Origin of the sequence: Rhizobium sp. G21 (genome assembly GCF_014158035.1) — a bacterium.
Lineage (GTDB): Bacteria > Pseudomonadota > Alphaproteobacteria > Rhizobiales > Rhizobiaceae > Rhizobium_E.
In genome coordinates, this window is the sequence record NZ_JACFXW010000001.1 from 1388948 (window position 1) to 1413802 (window position 24855).

Genomic DNA, 24855 nt, shown 5'->3' on the forward strand with positions numbered 1-24855 from the left:
CTGGCGAACGCGTGAGACGCCGCGGCACACCGTGCGTGCGGCTGCCCGTCAAGGCGACGTTTCACGACATGCCCGCCTGGTTCGTGCGTCGGCGCGCCTTCGGCTGGGCCGACGCCTCCGCCACCATCGTCAGCGGCTTTTCGATCTATCACGCGGCGCTGTCGCGGCGGCTGCTCAATCGCATCCGCAAACGGTTCGGCGATGTCTGGTTCGGCCATCCGATCGTCGATTACGACGCGGCGCTGAAGACGGCGGCCGAGGGCGAGGCCTTCGTCTATTGCACGCGGCCCTTCTCCACTTTCGGCGCCTGTCCCGAGGCCAATTCGGCGGCGCTCTACGACCTCACGAAACTGCGCGAGGCGCATGACCGTTTCGACCGCGAGACCGGCCGCGAGACCGATCGCGACCCCTGGCTTTCAGACTTTCCCTTCCCCACCACGCTCGGCCTGCCGGCGGCGGTGGGCCAGGTGCAAATGTGGCTGACCTATGCGCATGGCGTGGCGATGGAGCCGGGCTGGGAGGCCAATTCGCGCCCGCGCCTGCGCCGCCTATTGCCGGGGCTTCGCGGACAGGGCCGATTTCGAGGCGATATCGACGGCCTTGCGGGCGGCGTTCGCGCGGTGGCGCGGCGGCGCCTTCGCCGCCGCCTTCCAACCGGAATTCCGGTCGAGACCTTCCGGCGATGTCTTTACCGGGCTGAGCGGCGACGCGCTCCATGTGGCCGACGACATCTGTGGAGCGGCGACGCCCACCGCCTTCTACGCGGTCGTGAACGGGCTTCTCGAACGCCCCTCGGAGATCAAGCCGGAATTGCGATCGGCCGGACGGGAATTCGCGCTTCTCAATTCGTTGTGAGCCTCAGCCGCCGGCGAGGCCGAGAAGGGCGGCGTCCAGCGCCTTCAGATAAGCGGAGATGAGCGCCGCGCCGCCGCCGAGATCGTGACGGCCATAACGGGCGGCGACGCGGACATCGACCAGCGTCGTCTCCTCTTCCTCACGCAGTCTGATGACGATATCCTGGCGGAAGCCGAAGACCATCGTGCGGTATGCGCCCTGGATGAGGGCGTCCTGCGGCTGGGCGGCGGCCAGGAATTCCTCGAGATCGGGCCGCGGCTCCGGCACCGGCACGACGTCGGGCGCGTCGGCGGCCGGTTCGTTGGTCCGGCCCGACGGCAACGCCCGGAGATCGTCGCTCGGCCCGCCCTTTTCGGCGACGACCCTCACCCCCATGTCGAGCGCCACCTGACGGGCGGCGGCGTAGACGCGGTCGAGCCCGCCTTCGTAGCGGCGCCCGGTCAAGCCGGGATAGCTCGCCTGCTGCAGAAGCCGGTCCGCCTCGCCCACCGGCAGGCGCGGGCCGAGCCAGGATTGATCGGCCTCGACATCCGTCAGCCATTGCGGACGCCGGCCAAGATCGGTGGCGACATCGTAGATCGGCGGCGACTGCAGATAATCACGCGTGATCCAGCCGGCGGCGCCGAGAATGGGAAGCGCGACGAGAATGGCCTGGGCCGAGGCCGCGCCACCGCGCGCGCCATGCCGCCAAAGCATGGCGAGACCGACACAGGCCATCGCGGTCGCGGCGAGGGTGACGGTGACGGCGACGGTCGCCACCGCGAGAAACAGCGGCGTTTCGAAGCTTCCGAACCGGTGCAGCACCAGAGCGACCACGAAGAACAACAGGGAATACAGGGCGAGACGGCGGGCGGAATAGGCCGATTGGGACACTGGGCGTTCATACCGGACCGGCATTCGGGCTCCTCGACTGGATCGTCCAAGGCTGCTTCTCAAGGATTTCGACATAGGCGGTTTCGACACATCGGGCAATGGCTGCGTCGATCTCCTCCCCACCTTCCGGCGACGCGGCGCCTCAAAACCGCCCAGCTTTGCCGGAAGGGTGCCTCACGGCGGGGACGACGAACAGGAGAACGACATGCGACTGTCTGATAGCCTCGCCCTGCCGGCGCCCGCCTCGATCAACGGCCCGACCACCAGGGCGCCCGAACCGATCGAGTTTACCGAACTGGCGCTGACAGTCGACCTGCTGCTGGAAAGCCATCCGCTGTTTTCGGATGCCGTCAAGGCGGCGCTTCTGCCGCTCGACGGCGAATTCCTGTTCGACCTGCCGCATGCCGACAAGCCCGGCGGCAAGGGACGCGTCGCGGCGGTCCGGATCCGTTATGCCGGCTCCGACGCCGTCAAGCTCGCCTTCGTCTTCCTTTCGGACGACGCCATGGATGCGCGCGTCGCCCCGCCCGATACGGAGCTCGACCATCTCAAGAGTTTCGCGGAGAGTTTCGTCGGCGTATTGGAGAAGATCGCCGACTGATCCATGCTTGCGCCCCGGACAGCGTCGCGATAGAGGCAGACAGTCCCGCCCTCTCGCGCCAGAAGCGACGCACGTCCCATGACCTCGATCCCCGCAGATCCCCACCGCCGCCGCGCGGATTTTTCCATCGGCCTCACCGCCATGATCGCCGCGGCGCTGGCCATGAGCATTTCGCCGAGCCTGGTGCGGTTCGCCGATGTCGGGCCGCTCGCCAGCGCCTTCTGGCGCGTCTTCCTGGCGCTGCCGGTGCTCTATGCCTGGATGAAGGCCGACGAGAAGAGCGCAGCCGGCGGCAAGGGCAAGAGCTGGTCGCTGCCGATCCTGCTCTCGGGGCTGGCTTTCGCCGGCGATCTCCTGATGTGGCATCTCGCCATCATGAAGACCACGATCGCCAACGCCACCTTTTTCGCCACCATGGCGCCGCTGTGGGTGGTGATCTTCGGCTGGGTGCTGTTCCGACACAAGGCGGCGGCGACGACGCTGATCGGGCTGGCGCTCTGCCTGTTCGGCGGCGGGGCGCTGGTCTATCAGAGCCTGTCGATCAACCCCGCCCATATGCTGGGCGATGCGCTGGGCATCGGCACCGGCGTGTTTTTCGGCCTCTACTTCCTCGCCGTCGGGGCAGCCCGCAAAGGCTCGGGCGCGGCGCGGGTGACCTTCGAAATGAGCATCATCACCATCGTGGTGCTACTGGCGGCCGCGCTTGTCATCGAGGGCGACATTCTGCCCAAGACCGGCTTCGGCTGGGGCGTGCTGTTCGCGCTCGCCTTCGTCAGCCATGCCGGCGGCCAGGGATTGTTGTCGGTGGCGCTCGGCCGGCTGCCGACGGTGTTTTCCTCACTGGTGATCCTGCTCGAAGCCGTGGTGGCGGCGGGCTTCGCCTGGCTGTTGCAGGGCGAACCGGTGTCGCCGCTACAGGCCGTGGGCGGCGCGATCATCCTCGCCGGCATCTGGGTGGCCAGACCCAGAAGCTGACGCCGCCGCGGCGAGGACGACGCAGCGCCTCAGGCCGCCCTCCTCGCGGCTGCGGCTCCTTCTTCGACCTGGAATTGGGAGAGGAGCTCGCTCAGCCGAACGCTTTCCAGCGCCAGAGCAGATCCCGCCGACCGCATTTGCTCGACCATGGCGGCGTTTTGCTGCGTGCCCTGATCCATATGGTTGACCGCCACATTGACTTCCGACACGCCGGTCGACTGCTCCTGCGAGGCGATGGCGATCGCCTCCATGTGACTATTGGCCGAAACGACCAGATCCGAGATCGCGGCCAGGCACCCGCCGGTGTCGCCGACCAGCTTGACGCCCTCGCCCACCGCCGATGCCGAATCCGTCACGAGTTGACGGATTTCGCGGGCGGCCTCCGAGGCGCGCTGGGCGAGGCCGCGCACTTCCTGCGCCACGACCGCAAAACCCCGTCCGGCGTCGCCGGCGCGCGCGGCCTCGACGCCGGCGTTGAGCGCCAGCAAATTGGTCTGGAAAGCGATCGCGCCAATCACTTCGATGATCTGCCCGATCCGCTGCGACGAACTTTCGATCCGCTGCATCGCCGCGATGGTGTCGCCCACCACCTGTTCGGATTGATCCGCCTTGGCGCGCGCGCCATGCACCGTGGTCCGCGCCTCGCTGGTGCGGGTCGCCGTCGATTTGACATTGGCGGTGATCTGTTCCAGCGCGGCGGCCGTCTGCTCGAGCGAGGCGGCTTGCTGCTCGGTGCGCCGGGCGAGATCGTCGGACGCCGCCGAGACGTCACGGGCGCCTCTGGTGACGATGGCGACGGAAGCTGCGACATCCGCGAGCACGCCGCGCAACTGCCGGACGGAACTGTTGAAATCCTGCCGCAAGGGTTCGAGCTGCAATGAGAACGGCGTGGCGATCTCGCACATCATGTCACCCGCGGACAGGCGGCGCAGGCCTTCGCCCAGCGCCGCCGTCGCCTGGTTCAGCCGCTCCTCCGCCTGCGCTTCCGCGAGGCGCTGGAGTTCGAGGCGCTCCTTCTCGGCGCGCTCGCGGCTCGCCTGAGCGTCGGCCTCCAGATCCCGATTGCGGATGCCGGCGTTGCGAAAGACCTCGACCGAGCGCGCCATGCCGCCGATCTCGTCGCGCCTGATGACGAAGGGAACGGTGATGGCGAAATCGCTGTCGGCGAGACGGCGCATCACGCTGGTGATCTGTTCGATCGGTCGTACGAATTGGGTCGAGGCGACAAAAGCCGCAATCAGGGCCGCCGCCAGAATGTCGGCGGCGATGAGCAGCATCTGGTTGCGGGCGGTTGTCGCGCCCTCCACCATGGCGCTTTCAGGCGCGGAGAGAACGAGAAGCCAGGTTTCCTGGATGCCGGGAAACGTCACGGGGATGGCGGCTTGATAGAGGCCATTGTCGAGAACCCGCTCGGCGACACTCTCGCGTCGGGCGAGGTCGCCCAGTTGGACCACGGAGGGATCATCGACCTTCTTGCCCAACAGCTTCTGGTCGGTATTGGCCAGCCACTGGCCGCCGCCGTCGATCAGGGCCATCGTTCCGGCGCCGAACGGCTTGAGCGCGCCGATCATCGCGGAGATATGCGAGAGCGCGAAATCGACGCCGGTCGCGCCGATGACTTTGCCATTCTGCTTGATCGGCGTGGCGATGGTGGTCAACAGCGTCTCCACGCCACCGACAGTATCGCTGTAAGACGGCGTCAGAAGCGTGCGGCCTGCGTCGCGCGGCCCGACATACCAGACCTCGGCCGCCGGATCGGTCATGTCGAGCTTCTCGACGGCGATGTCGCGTCTGTCGTCGCGGTAGATATAGGTGGCGAAGCGGCCGCTATTGGCCTCGGCATAGGGATGGCCGACAAAGTCCGCATCTCGGCCGTCCAGCGCATTCGGCTCGAACACCAGCGTCATGCCGAGAAGATCGGGATTGTCATCCACAAGACCCGTGACCACGCGACCGAGATCATCGCGGCTCTTCGTCTCGGACGCGGCGAGCGCCTGCGCGGTCGTCGCCAACTGTTTGGCGAGCCCCGCGGCGCGGACGATGTCACCCCGGATCGCGTTGGCGTATTCCCGCAACAGCCCCTGGGCGGCCGCTGCGGCGTCTGCTCGGCTCGACGCCGCCATCAGCGCAGATCCCGCCAACGTGACGGCGACGAGGCCGATGGTGAAGCCGAGGGCGGTGAGAATGAGCAGGCGGCCGCGCAGGGAATGAAAGATTGTCATGAGGGTGCACCGGTAAAAATGCTCGATAAATCAGAGACTTCGAGCTGCAAATGAACAATGAAAAAGCGTGCGGCGTATAAGGCGGATGAAAAGGGAAAGGCGTCAGCAAGGCGAGGACATCAGGGTCTCCAAGGGATGCGGAACGTTTAATCTGCTCCGCATTGTTCGAACTTCGTCCGGAAGAACTCCGAGGCCGCGAATGCGCCGCAAAGGTTTGATGCACAGCCGCAAAATATTGATTCGAAAGCGGTTAATTTTCAGGAAAAGTGCAGGCGGGTCGGAGATTTTCTGAATTAAAGGCTTTTAACGCCAGTGGGCTGAGACGTCGCTTTGCACGTGGTCGGCGGGCTGACCGCGAAGCAGATAGTGCTACCGGATCGACGGCTTGCGCATCTTACGCTTCAATTCCCCGATGCACGCGGTCTGCGAATTGCGCAACTTCCAGAAAGCCGCGACAGTGACTCGAATGGCGGACGACGACATGCCAATCTCGTGGCGATCCGGATGCTGGGAACAACTCCAAGGAACCGGCGGGTCGATCCTGACGGCATGGCGCGCGCGGGAGAAACTGCGCGCGTGACGTTTCGCGCGGCCTACCTTCGGCGAGGGACGCACGCGACGCTGGATCTGGTCTATGCAGCCGCACTGACATCGGCAGTCGGTTTTTCGACCTTCTCTTCCAGCGCCTTCTGAACCCAACCGTTCAGGGACATACCACTTTCCGCCGCTCGCATCGCCGCCTTTCGATGAAGCTCCGGCGGAATGCGGATGTTGAAACTGCCCTCGAAGGGTTTGGACGGCTCGCGGCCAGCTTCGGCGCAATCGGCCAGATAGGCTTCGACCAGGTCTTCCAGCATTTTCGGCGCATCGCTGGCGGCGTCGCATTCGCCGATCAGGAGGTCGTCGAGATGCAGGACCTTGACGAACAGAGCTCCGTCTTCGAACTCGACGGAAGCTTGGTATCCTTTGTAGCTCAGCGGTTGCATGGCGCGCCTCTTTGGTCGAGCATGGACGCCCAAGATTAACGTCAACGCGCTCGGATTGGCAACACCACGCTCTTTCAGCACCCTACCGTTTCTTCCCGTTCCTGATCGTCGCCTGCGCCGCCGCGAGCTTGGCGATCGGCACGCGGAAGGGGGAGCAGGAGACGTAGTCCAGGCCCCATTGTTCGCAATAATTGATCGAGACGGGATCGCCGCCATGTTCGCCGCAGATGCCGAGTTTCAGGCCCGGTCGTGTTCGGCGGCCGCGTTCGGCGGCGATCTGGATCAGTTCGCCGACGCCGTCGAAATCGAGATTGACGAAGGGGTCGCGCTCGATGATGCCCTTCTGCATATAGGTCGGCAGGAAGCTCGAGGCGTCGTCGCGCGACATGCCGAAGGTGGTCTGGGTCAGGTCGTTGGTGCCATAGGAGAAGAATTCGGCGACTTCGGCAATGACGTGGGCGCGCAGCGCGGCGCGCGGCAATTCGATCATCGTGCCGACGAGATAGGCGATCTTGAGGCCGCTTTCGGCGATCACCGAACGGGCGACTTCGTCGATGCGGGCCTTGACGTAATCGAGCTCGGATTTCAGGCCCACGACGGGGACCATGATCTCGGGCTCGACCGGTTCGCCGGTCTTGCGGGCGGCTTCGACAGCGGCTTCGAAGATGGCGCGGGCCTGCATTTCGACGATTTCCGGATGGGAAATATGCAGCCGGCAGCCGCGATGGCCGAGCATGGGATTGAATTCGTGCAGCGCCTCGATGCGTTCGCGGAAATGGATCGGCTCCATGCCGAGCGTGGCGGCGACTTCGTCTATCTCTTCCTCGCTTTTCGGCAGGAACTCGTGCAGCGGCGGATCGAGCAGGCGGATGGTCACGGGAAGGCCATGCATGATCTCGAACAGTTCGACGAAATCGTCCTTCTGCATCGGCAGAAGCTTGTTGAGCGCGGCGCGGCGCTTGTCGACCGTCTCGGCGATGATCATTTCGCGCATGGCGGCGATACGGTCGCCTTCGAAGAACATATGCTCGGTGCGGCACAACCCGATGCCTTCGGCGCCGAAGGCGCGGGCGGCGCGGGCGTCGGCCGGCGTCTCGGCGTTTGTGCGCACCCGCATGCGCCTGATGCGGTCGGCCCAGGCCATGATGCGCTCGAAATCGCCCGAGAGCTCCGGCTGCAGCATCGGTTGGTAGCCCTTGAGCACATGACCCGAGGAGCCGTCGATGGAGATGATGTCGCCTTCCTTCAGCTTGACGCCCGGCGCGATCAATTCGCGATTGCGCATGTCGACGCGCAGCGAGCCGACGCCGCAGACGCAAGGCAGGCCCATGCCGCGCGCCACCACCGCCGCATGGCTGGTCATGCCGCCGCGGGTCGTCAAAATGCCCTGGGCGGCGTGCATGCCGTGAATATCCTCGGGGCTGGTCTCGGTGCGGACGAGGATGACCTTGCGGCCCTCCTTCTCGGCGGCGACCGCGCTTTCCGACGTGAAGACGATTTCGCCCGAAGCCGCGCCCGGCGAAGCCGGCAGGCCCGAACCGATCACGTCGCGACGGGCGGCGGGTCGATGGTCGGATGCAGCAACTGGTCGAGGCTGGCCGGATCGATGCGATCGACCGCGTCCTCGGCGGAGATCAGCCCCTCCTCCACCATGTCGACGGCGATCTTCAGCGCCGCCTTGGCGGTGCGCTTGCCGGAGCGAACCTGCAACATCCACAATTTGCCGCGCTCGATGGTGAATTCGAGATCGAGCATGTCGCGATAATGCGCTTCGAGCCGGTGGCAGACCGAGACGAAGTCGCGATAGGCCTCTGGCATCAGCTTTTCCAGCGACGGCTTTTCAGAGCCGGTGTCGATGCGGGATCTTTCGGTAATGGATTGCGGCGTGCGGATACCCGCCACCACATCCTCGCCCTGGGCGTTGACCAGGAACTCGCCATAGAGCGCGTTTTCCCCCGTCGAAGGATTGCGGGTGAAGGCGACGCCGGTGGCCGAGGCATTGCCCAGATTGCCGAACACCATGGCCTGAATATTGACCGCCGTGCCCCAGTCGGAGGGGATGTTGTGCATCAGCCGGTAGGTGATGGCGCGCGGGTTCATCCAGCTCGAGAAGATGGCGCCGACTGCGCCCCAGAGCTGGGCCATGGGATCTTCGGGAAAGCTCTCGCCGAGTTCCTCGTCCATCATCTCCTTGTAACGGGCGACGACGCCGCGCCACTCCTCGGCCGTGACATCGGTGTCGAGCGCGCGGCCGAGCCGGGCCTTTTCGTCTTCGAGGATTTCTTCGAAAATGTCATGTCCGAGGCCCAGCACGACGCCGCCATACATTTCGATGAAGCGGCGATAGCTGTCCCAGGCGAAACGCGGATCGCCGGAATCCTCGGCCAAGGCCTCGACGGTTTCCTCGTTCAGTCCGAGATTGAGCACGGTATCCATCATGCCGGGCATGGAGACGCGGCTGCCGGAGCGCACAGCGAGCAGGAGCGGTCGTTTTGCCGCGCCGAATTTGCGGTCGGTCAGCCGCTCGACCACCTGCAGTCCTTCGACCACGGCGGCTTTCAACCCATCCGGAAAGGCGCGGCCATTGAGTAATAGAAGGCGCAGGCCTCCGACACGATGGTCAGGCCGGGCGGCACGGGCAGGCCGATCGCGCTCATCTCCGCGAGATTGGCGCCCTTGCCGCCGAGTTTCTCCACCATATCGGCGCGCCCATCGGCGCGGCCGCCGCCAAAAGCATAGACCCATTTGGTCATTCCGACCCCTCCCGGCGGAATTCACAGTCTTGTTATATGGATAGCTATCTCATTCCAGCCGCTTTGGAAATGGGGGCGAGGCAGATTGTTGCTGCAATGCAGCATGAGAGATGGAGCGACTTTGCGACGATCCAAACGCCTATCGGTCTTTTATATACTCGTGTCGCGCCTTGATCCTACCCCATCAGCCCATAGCGCCCCAGTTCCACATCCAACTCATCAGCCCCGACATAATGAATGGCGTTCCAGCCATAGGCGCGCGCGGCTTCGACATTGGCGAGCGCGTCGTCGATGAACAGCGTGGCGGCGGGGTCGAGGCCGAAGGTCCTGGTGTGGCTGTCATAGATCCGCGGATCGGGCTTGATCAGTTTCACCCGCGCCGACACTGTTACGCCGCGCGTCGCCTTGAGGAACGGAAAGATCTCCTGCGCCTGGTCGAATGTGTCGTCGGAGAAATTGGTGAGCAGCGTAACGTCGCGGCCCTCGGCGAGGAAGCGCTCGAGATGGGCGACGGAACGCTCATAGGCGTGCGGCACCATTTCATGCCAGTATTGGCGGAAGGCGCGGATATGCTCTTCGCGGTCGGGAAATTTTTCGAGCAGCAGTTCTTCCGCCTCCAGCCAGGTGCGTCCGCGATCCTGCTCGACATTCCAGTCATGGGTGCAGACATGCTCGAAAAACCATTGGCGTTCTTCCGCATCCGGGATCAGCCGCGCATAGGGCAGGTTGGGATCGTAATGGATCAGCACCTTGCCGATATCGAAGACGATGTGGCGAATCTCTGGCAGGGACGTGTCAGCGGACATGCGGTTTCCTCTTGGGCTTGAATGCGTCGGGTATAGCGGCGGCGATCGCCTTTTTCATGACGGTCGGCAAAGCCTGATCGGCAAGCGTCGCGATCGGCTCCCACCAACCATCGGCCGTGGCAGGCGCGGCGTCGAGATCGGCCCTGTAGACGGTGAGCCGCAATTCGAAATGGGTGAAGACATGAGTAACGAGCCCGCATAGACGCCAGTCAGCGGCGAAGGGCGCGGCCTCGGCCGCGTCTTCGCCGTCGCGCGAGGCGGTCCAGCCGGTGCCGGGCGGTTCGGTCATGCCGCCGAGCAAGCCGCTGTCGATCCGCTTGCGCAGCAGTACGCGTCCCTTAGCGTCGACTGCCACGAAGGCCGCGCCCTTGCGCGCCGGCTTGGCCTTCTTGGCGGCCTTGACGGGAAATGTTTCGGGATCATGTTCGGCAAAGGCGCTGCAGGCGTCGCGCCAGGGACAGAGCGAACAGGCGGGACGGCGCGGCGTGCAGATGGTCGCGCCGAGATCCATCATCGCCTGGGCGAAATCGCCGGGTCTTTCCTCCGGCGTCAGCGTGTCGAGCAGCGCCTTCAATTTCGGCTTGGCTCCCGGCAGCGGATCTTCCACCGCGAAAAGCCGGGTCAGCACCCGCTCGACATTGCCGTCCATCACCAGCGCGCGGCGGTCGAAGGCGATGGCGGCGACGGCGGCGGAGGTGTAATCGCCGATGCCCGGCAGCGCCCGCAGACCATCCACGGTATCGGGAAACACGCCGCCATGCTCGAAGGCCACCGCCTCGGCGCATTTCTTGAGATTGCGGGCGCGGGCGTAATAGCCGAGCCCCGCCCAGGCCTTCATCACATCCTCATTGTCGGCGCGGGCGAGATCATTCACCGTGGGCCATAGTTCGAGGAATTTCAGGAAATAGGCGCGCACGGCCTGCACCGTGGTCTGCTGCAGCATCACTTCCGACAGCCAGATCCGGTAGGGATCGGGCGTCACGCCCTTTGCCGCATCGGCGGCGAGACCCGCCAGGGCAGGTCGCGATGATGCCGGTCATACCAGGCGAGAAGGCTTGCCGCGTCAGGCTGTTCCGGCATGTGTGTCTGTCGATCCCATTGTCGCGGCCGGCAACGCTTTGCCGCGCCGGCCGTTATACACGGACCCCGGCGGTTGCCGCCGCGGCCGATGAAAGCTATGATTCTCTAACACTTATTCGCACGGGCCCGAAGAGACGATGTCTTCCTTCCAGAGAAAAGGCGCGCTTCAGATCGCCGAAGCCGCCAACCGGCTGATCGACCCGGTGCTCGCCCGCAAGGCGGGCATCAACACCGCGCTGATCGGCTCGTGGGACGAGATCGCCGGCGCCGATTTCGCCGAATGCACCCGGCCGGAAAAGATCACCTGGCCGCGCGCCAATGTCGATCGCTATGGCGACGCCGGCGGCGTCGAGCCCGGCGTGCTGACCATCGCCTGCGAAGGGGCGCGCGCGCTGTTTCTCGCCCACGCCCAGGGCGAACTCATCCAGCGCATCAACGGCTTCTTCGGCTACCCCGCCATCCGCCAGGTGCGCATCGTCCAGAAGCCGGTGAATATGGGCCACAAGCATCGCCCCAAACCCCGGCCGCTGACCCGCGACCAGCAGGCCAAACTGACCGACATGACCGCCGATATCGACAACGAGAAGCTGAAGGCGGCGCTGGAGCGTCTGGGGCGAGGCGTGATGGGGCGGCGGGTGAAGTGAGGGAGGTGACGAGGCGCCGCAGTCCTTCAATGGATGAAAGTGGCCTCAGGCCGCGGTAATCGAGATCCTCAACCCGAGCGCCGCAAGGGTCTTGTTGATCGTGTCAAACTGCGGTTTGCCGCCTTTGGACAAGGCGTCATAGAGATTTTCACGGTTCAAATTGGCTTTTCGGGCGACCCCGGCGACCCCGCCTACTTGGGCCTTGGCCACATGCCGGATCGCCTCTTGAAACAGCTCCATATCACCGCCTTCGAGGATCTGTTCGAGATAAAAAGCGGCATTTTCCGGATCGCGCAATAATTCGTCCCGCATGCCGGTGTCGAGAGGCTTGCTCGCTTGAGACATCAGGTTGTCCTCATCTTGTAGTCTTCGAAATACTCGATTGCTTTTGCGATGGCTTTGTCCTGCTCCTGCTTGGTCGATCCAGCGAGAAGGAGAACGATTTTTTGTCCGATGACGGTGTAGAAGACGCGATACCCTTGAGCATATGATATCCGCATCTCAAACACGCCTTTGGCGCCGCTCAACTTCTTCCAGTCGCCAAAATCGCCACGGCCAGCCCTTTCGACGCGCGCCTGCAAGGCAAGGAACGCTCTCGCGTCCTTGAGCGAGTGATGCCAGATCTCGAACGGAGCCCTTCCGTCCCGTCTTGTATAGATCTCGATCTCATACCGTTGCATGGACTGGAGTGTAGGTTATAACCTACACCTAGTGCAAGCTCCGTCATCAGGAATGTGCAGTTCGGCCTGCCCCTGTCAAAATACGCAGTTCCGGCGCCTTCGCGTGTAATCATGTCACATTTGTTTGAACGGAGGACCATCCGTCATACTTGCGGCGTAAGAGCCTGCGGTATATCGACAATACCACATTGGCCTTTTTAGGAGCACTCATGTCCTACCTGTTCAAGAGCGCATCGCCGCGCCTGATGACCGTCGCGCTTCTGGCAGCCGCGAGCCTGGCGCTCGCCGCCTGCAGCGACGAGAAGAAGGCCGAGACGGCCGCGCCCGCCGCCAAGACGGAAACCGCGCAGTCGACGCCCGCCGCGACGCAGGCTGAGCCCGCCGTGAGCCCGGAGACCACCGCCTCCACGACGCCGGCGCAATTGCCGACGCCGGATGGCGAAGTGGATGTCGCGACGTTGATGGCGCCCGGTCCGCTGCCGGAAGTGTCGCTCGGCAAGGACGACGCCAAGGTGACGATCGTCGAATATATGTCGATGACCTGCCCGCATTGCGCCCGCTTCCACAATTCGGTCTTCGAAGAGATCAAGCAGAAATATATCGACAGCGGCAAGGCGCGCTTCGTTCTGCGCGAATTCCCGCTCGACAACCGCGCCGCCGCCGCCATCATGCTGGCCCGTTGCGCGCCCAAGGAACAGTATTTCCCGATGGTGTCGGCGCTGTTCAAGAGCCAGATGACCTGGGCGACCGCCGAAGACGGCCGCGCCGCCCTCCTGCAGATGGCGAAACTCGCCGGATTCTCCGAGCAGAGCTTCGAAGCCTGCTTGACGAACCAGAAGCTTCTGGATGAAGTGAACGCCACGCGCGAAAAGGCGTCCAAGGATTTCGGCGTGGATTCCACTCCGACCTTCTTCATCAATGGCAAGCGTTACGCCGGGGAAATGAGCGTTGCGGAAATGTCGGCTCTCATTGACGCCGCTGAATAAGCACTCCCGACCGTTCACCGAAACGGGCGACAGCCTCTGGCTGTCGCCCGTTTCGGCGTTTAATGTCCTGTCGTCGGCGCCGGGGACCGCGCGATGAAATTCACCAAGCTGCGCATCACCGGCTTCAAATCCTTCGTCGAGCCCTCGGAATTCCTGATCGAGCCGGGGCTGACCGGCGTCGTCGGTCCGAACGGCTGCGGCAAGTCCAATCTTGTGGAATCGCTCCGCTGGGTGATGGGCGAGAATTCCTACAAAAACATGCGCGCCTCCGGCATGGATGACGTGATCTTTTCCGGATCCGGCCAGCGCCCGGCGCGCAACTCCGCCGAAGTCGGGCTGTTCATCGACAATTCCGACCGCACCGCGCCGGCCGCCTTCAACGACGCCGACGAATTGCAGGTCAGCCGCCGCATCGAGCGCGAACAGGGCTCGGTCTACCGGATCAACGGCAAGGAAGCCCGCGCCCGCGACGTGCAACTGCTGTTCGCCGACGCCTCGACCGGCGCGCGCTCCCCGCCATGGTCGGCCAGGGGCGCATCGGCGAACTCATTCAGGCCAAGCCCCAGGCGCGCCGGCAATTGCTCGAAGAGGCGGCCGGCATTTCCGGCCTGCATTCGCGCCGCCACGAGGCCGAACTTCGCCTTAAGGCCGCCGAGACCAATCTCGAACGGCTGGAGGATGTGACCACCCAGCTCACCAGCCAGATCGAAAGCCTGAAGCGCCAGGCGCGCCAGGCCAACCGCTTCAAGCAGCTTTCGGCCTCGATCCGCGCCGAAGAGGCCAAACTGCTGCATATCCGCTGGGCCGAGGCCAAGACGGCGGAAGCCGAGGCCGACAGCCAACTCAACCAGACCACCAATCTGGTGGCCGAGCGCGCCCAGACGCAGATGGAGGCGGCCAAGACCCATGCGATCGAGGGGCTCCGCATGCCGGAACTGCGCGAGGCCGAGGTTCAGGCCGCCGCCGCGTTGCAGCGCCTCACCATCGCCCGCAGCCAGCTCGACGAGGATTTCCGCCGGCTCGACCAGCGGAGGCAGGAGCTCGAACGCCGCATTGCCCAGCTGTCCGCCGACATCGCCCGCGAAAAGCAGATGATCGCCGGCAACAGCGAAATCCTCTCCCGCCTCGACGAGGAAGAGGAGGAGTTGCGCGCCCATGCCGAAGACGCGGCGATCCGCGCCCAGGAGCTGAAAGAGCAGTTGGCGGAGGCCGCCGAAAACGTGGACGACGCCGAGCGCCGCATGCAGGAACTGACCGCCGAACGCGCCGAAGCCGCCGCCGGCCGCCAGCAGACGGAACGCTTCCTGGCCGATATCGCCCAGCGTCGCCTGAGGCTGGAGCGGCAAGTCATGGACGCCCGCCGCGATCTGGAAACCATCGAGGCCAAGCTCGCCGCACTCCCCGATCCCGACGAAAAGCGCGAGGCGCTGGAGGCGGCCGAGATCGCCCATGACGATGGCGAACAGGCGGCGCTCACGGCTGAAAAGCGACTGGCCGACGCGCGTCTGCAGGAAGGCGCCAGCCGCCGACCGCTCGAAGAGGCGCGTTCGGCGCTGCAGATGCTGGAGACCGAGGCGCGCACCATCCGCAAGATGCTGGCCGCAAGCGGCGAAAGCGCGGCCGCACCCGTTTCGGAACTCGTCGAAGCCGCCTCGGGCTGGGAAACTGCCTTGGGCGCAGCCCTCGGCGACGATCTCGATTCCCCGCTCGATGCCGCGGCCGCCAAATATTGGCGGCTCAATCCCGGCCAAGGCGACCCAGTGCTTCCCGCCGGCGTCGAGCCCCTGTCGCGGCATGTCACGGCCCCTGCCGAGCTGTCGCGCCGTCTCGCCCAGATCGGCGTCGTCTCCGAGGATGATGGTCCCCGGCTGATGGCGTCGCTCGCAGCCGGGCAGCGGCTGGTGTCGCGCTCGGGCGCGCTCTGGCGCTGGGACGGGCATGTCACGGAAGCCGGCGCGCCGAGCGCGGCGGCGCTGCGCCTGACGCAGAAGAACCGGCTCGCAGCCCTCGAGAACGAAATCGAGGAAGCCCGCTTCCGGCTGGAAGATTGCGAGGCGGCGCATGAGGCGGCGCGCGAGGCTCTGCAAACGGCCGAGACACGCCTGCAACAGGCCCGCGACATGGCTCGCCTTCTCGCCCGCAAGCTGACGGAAGCCCGCGAGGCGCTGTCAGCGGCGGAAAAAGCCAGCGCCGATCTCGCCCGCCTTCGCGATCTCGGCGCCGAACAGATCGCCGGCTACGAGACCCAGATCGAGGATTTTGCGGTCCAGGAGGAAGAGGCGCGGCTGACGCTTGCCGATACGCCTGATCTTTCCGCGCTGGATCTCGCGCTCCGTGAACAGACGGCGCTCGTGGCCGAGCATCGCGCCCGGTTGGCGGAAGCCCGCGCCGCCCATGACGGCGAAGCCCGCGACAACGACGCCCGCGCCCGCCGCCTGACCGCCATCGCCAGCGAGCGCCGCTTGTGGCGCGACCGCGAACAGAGCGCCGCCGCCCAGATCGAGACGCTGGAGACGCGCGAGGAAGAGGCGCGGATCGAGCTCGAGGATCTGCTCCAGGCGCCCGAGGAATTCGAGGATCGCCGGCGGGCGCTGCTCAGCGAATTGCAGAAGGCCGAGGCCGCGCGCAAGGACGCCGCCGACCGTCTGCAGGCGCAGGAAAATCGCGAGCGCGACGCCGACCGCGCCGCAAGCCAGGCGCTGGCTGCCCTTGCCGATGCGCGCGAAAAACGCGGCCGCGCCGAAGAACGGTTGCTGTCGACCCGCGAAATGCGGATCGCGCAGGAACTCCGCATCCGCGAAACGCTGAACGTCGCCCCGCATGAGGTGTTCCGGCTGACGGGGCTTGCGGTCGACGACAAGCTTCCCGAGATCCGCGGCATCGAAATCGAGGTCGAGCGGCTGAAGATGGAGCGCGAACGGCTGGGCGCCGTCAATCTGCGCGCCGAAGAAGAACAGGCCGAACTGACCGAAAAACTGAACAACCTGATCCGCGAACGCGACGACGTCATCGATGCGATCCGCAAATTGCGCTCAGCTATCCAGAACCTCAACCGCGAGGGTCGCGACCGGCTGATGGTGGCTTTCGACGCCGTCAATCAGCAGTTCAAGCGACTGTTCACCCATCTCTTCAATGGTGGCGAGGCGGAGTTGCAACTGATCGAAAGCGACGATCCGCTCGAAGCCGGCCTCGAAATCCTCGCCCGTCCACCGGGCAAGAAGCCGCAGACCATGACGCTGCTGTCGGGCGGCGAACAGGCGCTGACGGCGATGGCGCTGATCTTCGCCGTCTTTCTCACCAATCCCGCGCCGATCTGCGTGCTCGACGAAGTCGACGCGCCGCTCGACGACCACAATGTCGAGCGCTATTGCAACCTGCTCGACGAGATGGCCAGCACCACCCAGACCCGTTTCCTCGTCATCACTCACAACCCCATCACCATGGCCCGCATGAACCGCCTCTACGGCGTCACCATGGCCGAACTGGGAGTCAGCCAGCTGGTCAGCGTCGACCTGCAGACGGCGGAACGGCTGGTGGATGTGGCGTGAGGATCTGACGTTGGGACCGGATTGAAGCTGCGCTACGCCAGAAAGTCCTGCAGCCTTTCCGCCAGCGCCGCGTCGTCCCTCATCTCGCATTCCCATACCGTCAGCACGCGCCAGCCGGTCTCGGCGAGCGCGGTTTGATGGGCGGCGTCGCGGGCGCGGTTGCGGGCGATCTTCTGGGACCAGTATTCGGCATTGGTCTTCGGCGCGCGGGCGCCGCGGGCGCAGTCATGGCCGTGCCAGAAACAGCCATGGACGAAGATCAGCTTGCGGCGGCCGGGAAAGACGAGGTCGGGTTTTCCGGGCAGGTCGGCGCGATGGAGACGGTAACGGTAGCCAAGGCCGGTCAGCAGCTTGCGCAGCTCGAGTTCGGGAGCGGTGTGCTTGGATTTGACCCGCCGCATCACCGCGCTGCGCTGTTCGGGCGTCTCGCTCACGCCGCCCGTCTCCCGATCTTGGAGGCGGCCAACAGCGGCTCAAACAAATGACGGGCGAGATGGCCGACCACCGGCACGGCGACGACGGTCGCCGGTCAGGTGATAGGCGTCGGTGTAGGAGCCGGGCAGGATGTAGCTGTCGGGCAGCCCCATCAACCGCGCCGTCTCGCGGGCGGTCAGGAGACGGGCGGCGAGTTTTCCGCCCTCGACGATCAGGATCGATTGCCGGCTGGAGCCGCCGGCGGGGGTGCGCAGGCAGCCGGCGAGGCCGTCGAAGCGGATTTCGGCCCGCTGGATCTTGCCGCCCTCGCCATCGGGCCGGGTGCGCTTGTAGAGCGCGCCGACGCGGCGGACGCCATCGGCTCTAGCGGCGTCGAGTTTAGTGCGGTTGTTGGCGTCCATCATCGACAGCAGCGTCTCGAGCCGCTCTTCCGACAGCCAGCGGGCGCCGGCGGGATCGGTCTCGATGACGTCGATCAACGCGATATTGCGGCGGGCGGGCGCAGGCAGCCGCCACCACAGCCAATGATCGGCGGCCTCCTCCGAAAGGCGGGCATGGGCGGCGATCAGCGCCGGCGAATGCCAGTCCGCGGAGGGACCGGCGGCGATGCAATCGGAAGGAAGATCCAGTCCTTGCTTCACTGCGACGATGAACAGGCGCGGCCGCGACTGCGGCAGGAAGCGCGCGGCGTCGATGACCATGGCGCCGAAGCGATAGCCGCCGGAGACGAGCGCCTCGCCGATGGCGGCGAAATCGCGGCCGCCATGCGAGGTGAGCGCGCCGCAGACATTTTCGAGCGCGATGATCCCGGGGGCGCGGCCTTCGGCGTCGAGCGCCTGCATCAGCCGCCAGAAGGTCCAGAAGGTTCCCGAGCGCGCGCCGCCGAGACCCGCGCCGACGCCGGCCAGCGACAGATCCTGACAGGGGAAAGAGGCCCACGCCAGATCGGCGCGTCCGGGGAGGTCGCTCGCCTGGAGAAGGTTGATGTCCTGAAGCTTCAACCAGTCGCCGCCCCAATTGGCGCGATAGGCGCGGGCCTTGCCGGCGTCGAGATCATTGGCGAGCAGGCAGGACCAGCTTTCGCCCAGCCCGGCGCGGACCATGCCGCCGCCGGCGAAGAATTCGTAATAGCGCGGTGATTCCGTCTTCTGCATGCGCCATCCTAATCGATCTCGGCGGCCGGCGCAGCGGTTTTGAGCGAAGCGCTCATCGGCCTCGCCTATACGAAAACTATACGCGCCTTTATGCGGATTTTACGCCGTCCTTATGCGCCCTCGCCTATAGACTGGAGGCCGCCATGCGCGGCTCTCACCAGTAAAGGCGCCCGCAGCATGCATGCTCCCCAGTCCCAAACCGGCTCGAAAACCTCGATGGGCCGGCTTCTCGCCCTCTCGCTCGGCTCGATCGGCGTCGTCTACGGCGATATCGGCACGTCTCCTCTTTATGCGTTTCGCGAGGCGCTTCGCCCCGTGGCGCAAGACGGCGTCACGCCCGACGAGGTGATCGGCATCATCTCGCTGATGCTGTGGACGCTGACCATCATCGTCACGGTCAAATATGTGGTCTTCCTGCTGCGGGCCGACAATAAGGGCGAAGGCGGAACGCTGTCGTTGCTGGCCTTGCTGTCGCGCAAGCTGGAAGGTCGGCATGCCCATGTGCTGATCCTGCTCGGGCTGATCGGCGCGGCGCTGTTCATCGGCGACGCCATGATCACCCCGGCGCTGTCGGTGATGTCGGCGGTCGAAGGCATGAAATTCGTCGCTCCCGGCCTCAGCCGCTTCGTGCTGCCGGTCAGCGTCGTGATCCTCATCTTGCTCTTCGCCGTGCAGTCGCGCGGCACAGGCGCGGTGTCGAAGGCCTTCGGCCCGATCACGCTGGTCTGGTTCATCACGCTGGCCGCAGCCGGCGTCAGCCATATCGCGGATGATCCCCGCATTTTCGCGGCGCTCAATCCGTTCAACGCCGTGAGTTTCCTGATCCATGGCGGATTTTCGGCGCTGATCGTGCTGGGCGCGGTGTTTCTGACGGTCACTGGCGCGGAAGCGCTTTACGCCGATCTCGGCCATTTCGGCCGCAAGCCGATCCAGCTCGCCTGGCTGGCGGTGGTCTATCCGGCGCTGACGCTCAATTATCTCGGACAGGGCGCCTTCGTGCTGAACGACGCGCGCGCCATCGAGGACCCGTTCTATCTGATGTTTCCGGAATGGTCGCTGATTCCGGTGATCCTGCTCGCCACCGCCGCCACCATCATCGCAAGCCAGGCCGTGATCACCGGCGCCTTCTCGCTGGTCAGCCAGGCGATCCATCTCGGCTTCCTGCCGCGCATGGACATACACCACACCTCGCATACCGACACCGGCCAGATCTATCTGCCGATGGTCAACACCTTCCTGTTGTTCGGCGTGATGATGCTGGTGCTGATCTTCCAGACGTCGGAATCGCTCGCCACCGCCTATGGCATTTCGGTGACCGGGGCGATGGTGGTGACCACCATCATGTTCTTCGATTTCCTGCGCATCGAATGGAAATGGTCGCTCGGAGCGGCGCTGTCGCTCATCCTGCCGCTGGCGGTGCTGGAACTGGTGTTTCTCGGCGCCAATCTCATCAAGATCCATGACGGCGGCTATGTGCCGATCGGCATTGCGGCGCTGGTTGTGCTGGTGATGTGGACCTGGCGGCGCGGCGCGGCGATCGTCTCGGACAAATCCCGCCGCAGCCATGTCGCGCTCCGGGCTTTCGTGAAATCGATCGAAAAGGAAAGCGCGCATGGGCCACATCCGATTCCCGGCTGCGGCATCTTCCTGACGTCCGAGCCGGATGCGACGCCGTCGGCGCTGCTCCACAATATCAAGCACAACAGGGTGCTGCATCAGCAGAACATCATCCTGACCATCCGCACGGACGCGGCGCCGACCGTGCCGCCCTCCGAACGCGGCAAGATGGAGCGGATCTCCGAACGCTTTTCGCTGTTGACGCTGACCTTCGGCTTCATGGACACGCCGAATGTGTCGCAGGCGCTGGCCCAGATGCGCAAAGAAGGGCTGAAATTCGACATCATGTCGACCACCTTCTTCGTCGGCCGCCGCAAGCTGGTGTCCGATCCCAATTCCGGCATGCCGGCCTGGCAGGACAGGCTGTTCATCGGTCTCGCCGGCATGGGCACCGACCCGTCGGACTACTTCCGTCTGCCGGCGAACCGGGTTATCGAACTGGGATCGCATGTCAGCGTGTGAGTCATGACCGAAAACACCCGTCGCATCATCGCTGCGAACACCAGCCGCCCCGAGACGTCGGGGCGGGCCTATGTCTGGGCGGCGGCGATGGCGGCGGCGGCGACGATGATCGCCCTGCCCTTCCGCTCGCTGACCGATTCCGACACGCTGACGCTGGTTTATATGACGGCTGTGGTCGCGACCGCGCTCCGTTACGGCCTCGGACCGTCGGTTCTCGCCTCGGTGCTGTCGGTGGCGGCGTTCAACCTCGTCTTCGTCGAGCCCTATTACACGTTCGAGGCGCTGAGCGCGGACGCCTATTTCACTTTCGCGATCATGTTCGCGACCTCGCTGATCGTGGCGGCCATGACCTCCGGACTGTCGCGGCGCATGTCGCATGCAGGGCGCGAACAGGCGCGCACGCGGCGGCTGCTCGATTTCGCCCGCGATCTGTCGCGCGCCACCAGCCCGGCGGAAATTCACGCCGCGGCCGTGGCGCATCTGGCGCGGGACTATGAAGGGAATGTCAGCCTGCATCTCGCCGACGCATCGGAGACCCGCTTCTGGCAAGGGCCAGAGCGTGACCGAACACGCGTCGCCGAGGCTATCCGCATGAACGCCGGCGCCAATCTCGCCGTTGAGGAAGAGATCTGGATCGCCAGGCTGGAGGCCGCCGGCGAGACAGTGGGATGGTTGGCGCTGGAACGGATGGAGGCGGGTTCGCCCTCGGGAGAGGCGTCGCTGGAGTTTGAGACATTGGCCGCACTGATGGCGGGCGCGGTGGCGCGGGCGGAGAAGACCGAAGAAGCGGCCCATGCCGAAGCCGCGCGCGAGGCCGAAACGCTGCGCAACGTGCTGCTGTCCTCGCTGTCGCATGATCTGCGGACGCCGCTGACCGTGCTCGGCGGCACCATCGGGGCGCTGGCGCGCATGCGGCGCAAACTGCCGCGCGAGGCGATGGAGGAAGTGGCGAGCCTGTCGCGCCAGATCGCCTATCTGCAAAAATTCACCGGCAATCTTTTGAAGATCTCGGCGATTTCGTCCGGCGATCTCAAGCTCAACCGGCAGGTCTATACGATCCAGGAGATCGTCGGGGCGGCGCTCACGCGCATGTCCGAGCGCAAGGGCGGACGAACGATCCGCACCGCAATTTCAGGCGACATTCCGCTGGTGGAGATCGACGGGGCGCTGATCGAACAGGTGGTCGCCAATCTCGTCGAGAACGCCATCGAACATACGGACAACGACGGCGAGATCGCGGTGGAGCTTGCCACGCGCGGCGCCTTCGTCCAGATCTCGATCTCCGACAATGGGCCGGGCCTTTCGCCAGGAGACGAAGACATGGTGTTCGAACGCTTCCGCACCGGCAGCCATATCGGCTCCGATCGCAAATCGGCCGGTGCCTCCGGCCTCGGCCTCGCCATCTGCCGCGGTGTGGTGGAGGCGCATGGCGGCCGCATCGACGCGGGCAACAATCCCGGCGGCGGCGCGCGCTTCTATTTCACCCTGCCCGCGCTCGAACAGGCGGCGGCGTGATGGGCGCTTCCGTGCTGATCGTCGAGGACGAACGCGAGATCCGCCGGCTGGTGTCGGCGGCGCTGAGACTCGCCGATTTCGAGGCGATCGAGGCGGAAACCGGCAAAGCGGGACAACAGGCGCTGATCGGCCGGCGCCCCGATCTCGTGCTCCTCGATCTCGGCCTGCCCGACATGGACGGACAGGACTGGATCCTCAGTGTGCGCGAATGGTCCAAGACGCCGATCATCGTGCTCTCGGCCCGCGACCAGGAGGCTGAGAAGATCGCGGCGCTGGAAAACGGCGCCGACGACTATCTCACCAAGCCCTTCTCCTCCGGCGAACTCATCGCCCGCATCCGGGTGGCGCTCAGACATGCGCATGCGACCGAGGACGCAGACGAGCCGACCTTGCGTTTCGAGGAGCTGGAGATCGACCTCGCCGCCCGTCGCGTCAGCCTGGGCGACGACGAGGTGCGGCTGACGCCGATCGAATACAAGTTGCTGATCACGCTGGCGCGCCACGCCGGAAAGGTGCTGACCCATGGGCAATTGATGAAGGAAATCTGGGGCAAGCGCGCCGCCGACAACAATCAGGGCCTTCGCATCCACACCCAGCATCTGCGCGAGAAACTGAAAGACGACCCGCTCGCGCCGCGCTTCATCATCACCGAGCCGGGGATCGGTTATAGATTCAAGGGGTGAACGCAAGGCGGCGCGCGCGACGCAACCCCGGCTATGCCGCGAATATTTTTACAATTGACAACTTTTGATTTATGCTCCTATATTGCCGATATCAGAATGTATAGAGCCGTCGAAACTCAGTTCACGACGACCGCTTCAGCATTTCAACACCTACATTCCTACAATTAAACGCGTCAATATCGCTGGCTTTCCGCAAAGCGTGGGAGAGATTACATGCGCATGACCAACGGCGACACCGACAAGACATGGGAAGTTGCGGCGCACACATTCGCAGTGGGCGTCGGAAGCTTTACCAAGAGCTTGAACCACAATGAGTATGGCGAGGTCGACACCGCGCAATTTCTGAAATTCGTGGCCGCCACCCGCGGCGACGGGCATGGCTTCCAAGACGTCCCTTCCGGCCCGGAGCGTCAGCCCGGCAAAGGCAGCGCCGCATTCACCAATCCACAGGCCGGACTTGCAGCAGACCGACTGACACACCATCCCGCCGGCTATTCGATGCCGCCGGCCCCCTCGGTCAATTCGCTCTCGACAGCCGCGGAAATGGTCGAACTTTATTGGATGGCGTTGCTACGCGACATTCCACTCAATGAGTTGGACGCGCATGGAGAAGTGGCCGAAGCCGCCGAGGAGCTAAATCAGGTCTTTGAAGACGCCTTATCCCATGACAAAGAAGCCGGACGATTGACACCCGGCGTGGATCTTCCGGGACACGGGTCGACTTTCATCCCCTTCACATCCGCAACACTCTTTCGACTGGGACTGCCGGGCGATCACACCGGTCCGTTGGTCAGCCAGTTCTTCGTTCGACCGGCGGCGTTCGGCACGCAGACGATCGACCAGAGACAGCGGCCCTATGCGGGCAATTGCGATTTTCTGACCGATTTCGACGACTGGCTGTGCGCGCAGAACAGCGGCAAGGATCGGCACGACCAAGCCTATCCCGCCGCCAACGAACACGACGACAGTTTCTACGATCCCGCCGGAGCCCGCTATATCAGCACGATGCGGGATCTGGCGAGATTCGTGAACAAGGACGCGCTGCATCAGGCCTATTTCAACGCCACCCTGATCCTGCTGTCCGGCAAGGCGAAGTGGACGGACGGCAACCCCTATTCCGACGTCGGTCCGTTGAAAGGTCGCGAAGCCGGTTTCGCGTGCTGGGTGGACCGCATATTCTCGCTCTGGTCTCGGAAGTGGCGACGCGCGCCCTCAAGATCGTCTGGAACCAGAAATGGCAGGTGCATCTACGGCTTCGGCCGGAGGCCTATGGCGGATTGGCGCATGTCCAGACGGTCGGCGTGGGGGCGTCAAGCGAAACTACGGACTGCCGTCTTTCCTGTCCGAAACCTGCGCCGCAAAGATGATCCTGGAGAGGCACAAATCGCTGCTTCTTCCGATGGCGTTCACGCCGGGTAGTCCGACCCATCCGGCCTATGGGGCCGGCCACGCCACGGTGGCTGGCGCCTGCGTGACGATCCTGAAGGCATATTTCAAGACTTTTTCCAAGACCGCGGACAGGACCGTCGTGCCCACGCCTTTCAACACTCTGTTCGAGCGCCTGGAGCCCGGCGGCGAAACCATCCGGCCTTATGGCAAGCCGGATCCCATCAAAGGCTATGTCACCGGCACGGCGGAGAACGGGGATTGGGGGCGCATCCCATTGGCCAAATCGGTGTTCAACGAACTGACGATCGAGGGCGAGCTCAACAAGCTGGCCGAAAATGTCGCGATGGGCCGCAGCATGGGCGGCGTTCACTGGAGAACGGACAATGCCCGCAGCTTGATGCTCGGGGAAGCGATCGCGGCGGAAATCCTCGCAGACATCACCGCCGACGTGAATGAAAAGCCGGAATTCACCTTCCGCACCTTCGGTCGCAAAGCAGATGGAGAGCCGGCCATCGTCCGCATCGCGCATGGGCGCATCCATGTCGACGACGTGCTGCACGACACCCATACCAGCAGCCTTCTCTGATAGAC

At 64.6% G+C, this 24855-nt stretch carries 18 protein-coding genes and 3 pseudogenes; 11 read left to right on the forward strand and 10 right to left on the reverse strand.

Annotated features, from left to right (window positions below):
• Positions 1-11 precede the first annotated feature (11 nt).
• Positions 12-917 (forward strand): hypothetical protein, encoded by a 906-nt coding sequence (locus tag H2O14_RS27225; RefSeq protein WP_246697316.1) that lies wholly within the window; start codon positions 12-14, stop codon positions 915-917.
• On the opposite strand, the gene H2O14_RS07175 is transcribed toward H2O14_RS27225, so the two are convergent.
• Complete coding sequence (locus tag H2O14_RS07175) at positions 859-1752, reverse strand: DUF1499 domain-containing protein (protein WP_182827102.1); 894 nt, start codon at positions 1750-1752, stop codon at positions 859-861. The genes H2O14_RS27225 and H2O14_RS07175 overlap by 59 nt on opposite strands.
• A 181-nt stretch (positions 1753-1933) precedes the next feature.
• Between H2O14_RS07175 and H2O14_RS07180 the strand changes: the two genes are divergently transcribed.
• Positions 1934-2329, forward strand: coding sequence for a hypothetical protein (locus H2O14_RS07180; protein WP_182827103.1), 396 nt, complete (start codon positions 1934-1936; stop codon positions 2327-2329).
• Positions 2330-2407: 78 nt separating this feature from the next.
• Positions 2408-3304: a DMT family transporter gene (locus H2O14_RS07185; protein WP_182827104.1), complete on the forward strand. Its 897-nt coding sequence runs from the start codon at positions 2408-2410 to the stop codon at positions 3302-3304.
• A gap of 29 nt (positions 3305-3333) precedes the next feature.
• Here the strand turns inward: H2O14_RS07185 and H2O14_RS07190 are convergent, their stop codons facing one another.
• The 5 genes and pseudogenes from H2O14_RS07190 to mutY form a co-directional block, all read right to left on the reverse strand.
• Positions 3334-5526 (reverse strand): methyl-accepting chemotaxis protein, encoded by a 2193-nt coding sequence (locus H2O14_RS07190; RefSeq protein WP_246697317.1) that lies wholly within the window; start codon positions 5524-5526, stop codon positions 3334-3336.
• 632 nt (positions 5527-6158) lie between these two features.
• Positions 6159-6593 (reverse strand): type II toxin-antitoxin system HicB family antitoxin, encoded by a 435-nt coding sequence (locus H2O14_RS07195; protein ID WP_182827105.1) that lies wholly within the window; start codon positions 6591-6593, stop codon positions 6159-6161.
• Between the two features lies 1 nt (position 6594).
• Positions 6595-9265: pseudogene (gene ppdK, locus H2O14_RS28425) on the reverse strand (pyruvate, phosphate dikinase).
• Between the two features lie 176 nt (positions 9266-9441).
• Entirely contained in the window at positions 9442-10071 is a 630-nt protein-coding gene (locus tag H2O14_RS07205) for an HAD family phosphatase (protein ID WP_182827106.1), read from the reverse strand.
• Positions 10061-11151, reverse strand: a pseudogene (gene mutY / locus H2O14_RS07210) (A/G-specific adenine glycosylase). Before mutY ends, H2O14_RS07205 begins: the two are co-directional and overlap by 11 nt.
• A 137-nt stretch (positions 11152-11288) precedes the next feature.
• On the opposite strand from mutY, the gene H2O14_RS07215 reads away from it, so the two are divergent.
• Positions 11289-11795, forward strand: a complete 507-nt coding sequence (locus tag H2O14_RS07215) for a DUF721 domain-containing protein (RefSeq protein WP_182827107.1) — start codon at positions 11289-11291, stop codon at positions 11793-11795.
• A gap of 45 nt (positions 11796-11840) precedes the next feature.
• Here the strand turns inward: H2O14_RS07215 and H2O14_RS07220 are convergent, their stop codons facing one another.
• Complete coding sequence (locus H2O14_RS07220; RefSeq protein ID WP_210275423.1) at positions 11841-12092, reverse strand: addiction module antidote protein; 252 nt, start codon at positions 12090-12092, stop codon at positions 11841-11843.
• A gap of 47 nt (positions 12093-12139) precedes the next feature.
• Positions 12140-12475, reverse strand: a complete 336-nt coding sequence (locus H2O14_RS07225) for a type II toxin-antitoxin system RelE/ParE family toxin (protein WP_182827108.1) — start codon at positions 12473-12475, stop codon at positions 12140-12142.
• Between the two features lie 209 nt (positions 12476-12684).
• Between H2O14_RS07225 and H2O14_RS07230 the strand changes: the two genes are divergently transcribed.
• Both H2O14_RS07230 and H2O14_RS07235 read left to right on the forward strand, forming a co-directional pair.
• Entirely contained in the window at positions 12685-13461 is a 777-nt protein-coding gene (locus tag H2O14_RS07230) for a DsbA family protein (RefSeq protein ID WP_182827109.1), read from the forward strand.
• A 93-nt stretch (positions 13462-13554) separates the two neighbouring features.
• A pseudogene (locus tag H2O14_RS07235) lies at positions 13555-17009 on the forward strand (chromosome segregation SMC family protein).
• Positions 17010-17041: 32 nt separating this feature from the next.
• Here the strand turns inward: H2O14_RS07235 and H2O14_RS07240 are convergent.
• The gene (locus tag H2O14_RS07240; RefSeq protein WP_182827110.1) at positions 17042-17443 is read right to left on the reverse strand and encodes a very short patch repair endonuclease; all 402 of its coding nucleotides are present in this window, start codon (positions 17441-17443) and stop codon (positions 17042-17044) included.
• A 39-nt stretch (positions 17444-17482) separates the two neighbouring features.
• Positions 17483-18598: a DNA (cytosine-5-)-methyltransferase gene (locus H2O14_RS07245; protein WP_312858563.1), complete on the reverse strand. Its 1116-nt coding sequence runs from the start codon at positions 18596-18598 to the stop codon at positions 17483-17485.
• 177 nt (positions 18599-18775) lie between these two features.
• On the opposite strand from H2O14_RS07245, the gene H2O14_RS07250 reads away from it, so the two are divergent.
• The 5 genes from H2O14_RS07250 (at position 18776) to H2O14_RS07270 (ending at position 24850) form a co-directional block, all read left to right on the forward strand.
• Entirely contained in the window at positions 18776-20677 is a 1902-nt protein-coding gene (locus H2O14_RS07250) for a potassium transporter Kup (RefSeq protein WP_246697319.1), read from the forward strand.
• A 3-nt stretch (positions 20678-20680) separates the two neighbouring features.
• The gene (locus H2O14_RS07255; protein ID WP_182827111.1) at positions 20681-22192 is read left to right on the forward strand and encodes an ATP-binding protein; all 1512 of its coding nucleotides are present in this window, start codon (positions 20681-20683) and stop codon (positions 22190-22192) included.
• Positions 22192-22875, forward strand: a complete 684-nt coding sequence (locus tag H2O14_RS07260) for a response regulator (protein ID WP_182827112.1) — start codon at positions 22192-22194, stop codon at positions 22873-22875. Before H2O14_RS07255 ends, H2O14_RS07260 begins: the two co-directional genes overlap by 1 nt.
• Before the next feature lie 213 nt (positions 22876-23088).
• On the forward strand, positions 23089-24294 hold the full coding sequence (locus tag H2O14_RS07265; RefSeq protein WP_182827113.1) for a hypothetical protein: 1206 nt from the start codon (positions 23089-23091) through the stop codon (positions 24292-24294).
• Positions 24275-24850, forward strand: coding sequence for a hypothetical protein (locus H2O14_RS07270; RefSeq protein WP_182827114.1), 576 nt, complete (start codon positions 24275-24277; stop codon positions 24848-24850). Before H2O14_RS07265 ends, H2O14_RS07270 begins: the two co-directional genes overlap by 20 nt.
• Positions 24851-24855 lie beyond the last annotated feature (5 nt).

Coding starts and splice junctions, on each gene's coding strand:
- H2O14_RS07175 (WP_182827102.1), bottom strand. CDS start 1,752: ATGCCGGTCCGGTATGAACGCCCAGTGTCCCAATCGGCCTATTCCGCC.
- H2O14_RS07180 (WP_182827103.1), top strand. CDS start 1,934: ATGCGACTGTCTGATAGCCTCGCCCTGCCGGCGCCCGCCTCGATCAAC.
- H2O14_RS07185 (WP_182827104.1), top strand. CDS start 2,408: ATGACCTCGATCCCCGCAGATCCCCACCGCCGCCGCGCGGATTTTTCC.
- H2O14_RS07190 (WP_246697317.1), bottom strand. CDS start 5,526: ATGACAATCTTTCATTCCCTGCGCGGCCGCCTGCTCATTCTCACCGCC.
- H2O14_RS07205 (WP_182827106.1), bottom strand. CDS start 10,071: ATGTCCGCTGACACGTCCCTGCCAGAGATTCGCCACATCGTCTTCGAT.
- H2O14_RS07215 (WP_182827107.1), top strand. CDS start 11,289: ATGTCTTCCTTCCAGAGAAAAGGCGCGCTTCAGATCGCCGAAGCCGCC.
- H2O14_RS07225 (WP_182827108.1), bottom strand. CDS start 12,475: ATGCAACGGTATGAGATCGAGATCTATACAAGACGGGACGGAAGGGCT.
- H2O14_RS07230 (WP_182827109.1), top strand. CDS start 12,685: ATGTCCTACCTGTTCAAGAGCGCATCGCCGCGCCTGATGACCGTCGCG.
- H2O14_RS07245 (WP_312858563.1), bottom strand. CDS start 18,598: ATGCAGAAGACGGAATCACCGCGCTATTACGAATTCTTCGCCGGCGGC.
- H2O14_RS07250 (WP_246697319.1), top strand. CDS start 18,776: ATGCATGCTCCCCAGTCCCAAACCGGCTCGAAAACCTCGATGGGCCGG.
- H2O14_RS07255 (WP_182827111.1), top strand. CDS start 20,681: ATGACCGAAAACACCCGTCGCATCATCGCTGCGAACACCAGCCGCCCC.
- H2O14_RS07260 (WP_182827112.1), top strand. CDS start 22,192: ATGGGCGCTTCCGTGCTGATCGTCGAGGACGAACGCGAGATCCGCCGG.
- H2O14_RS07265 (WP_182827113.1), top strand. CDS start 23,089: ATGCGCATGACCAACGGCGACACCGACAAGACATGGGAAGTTGCGGCG.
- H2O14_RS07270 (WP_182827114.1), top strand. CDS start 24,275: ATGGCGTTCACGCCGGGTAGTCCGACCCATCCGGCCTATGGGGCCGGC.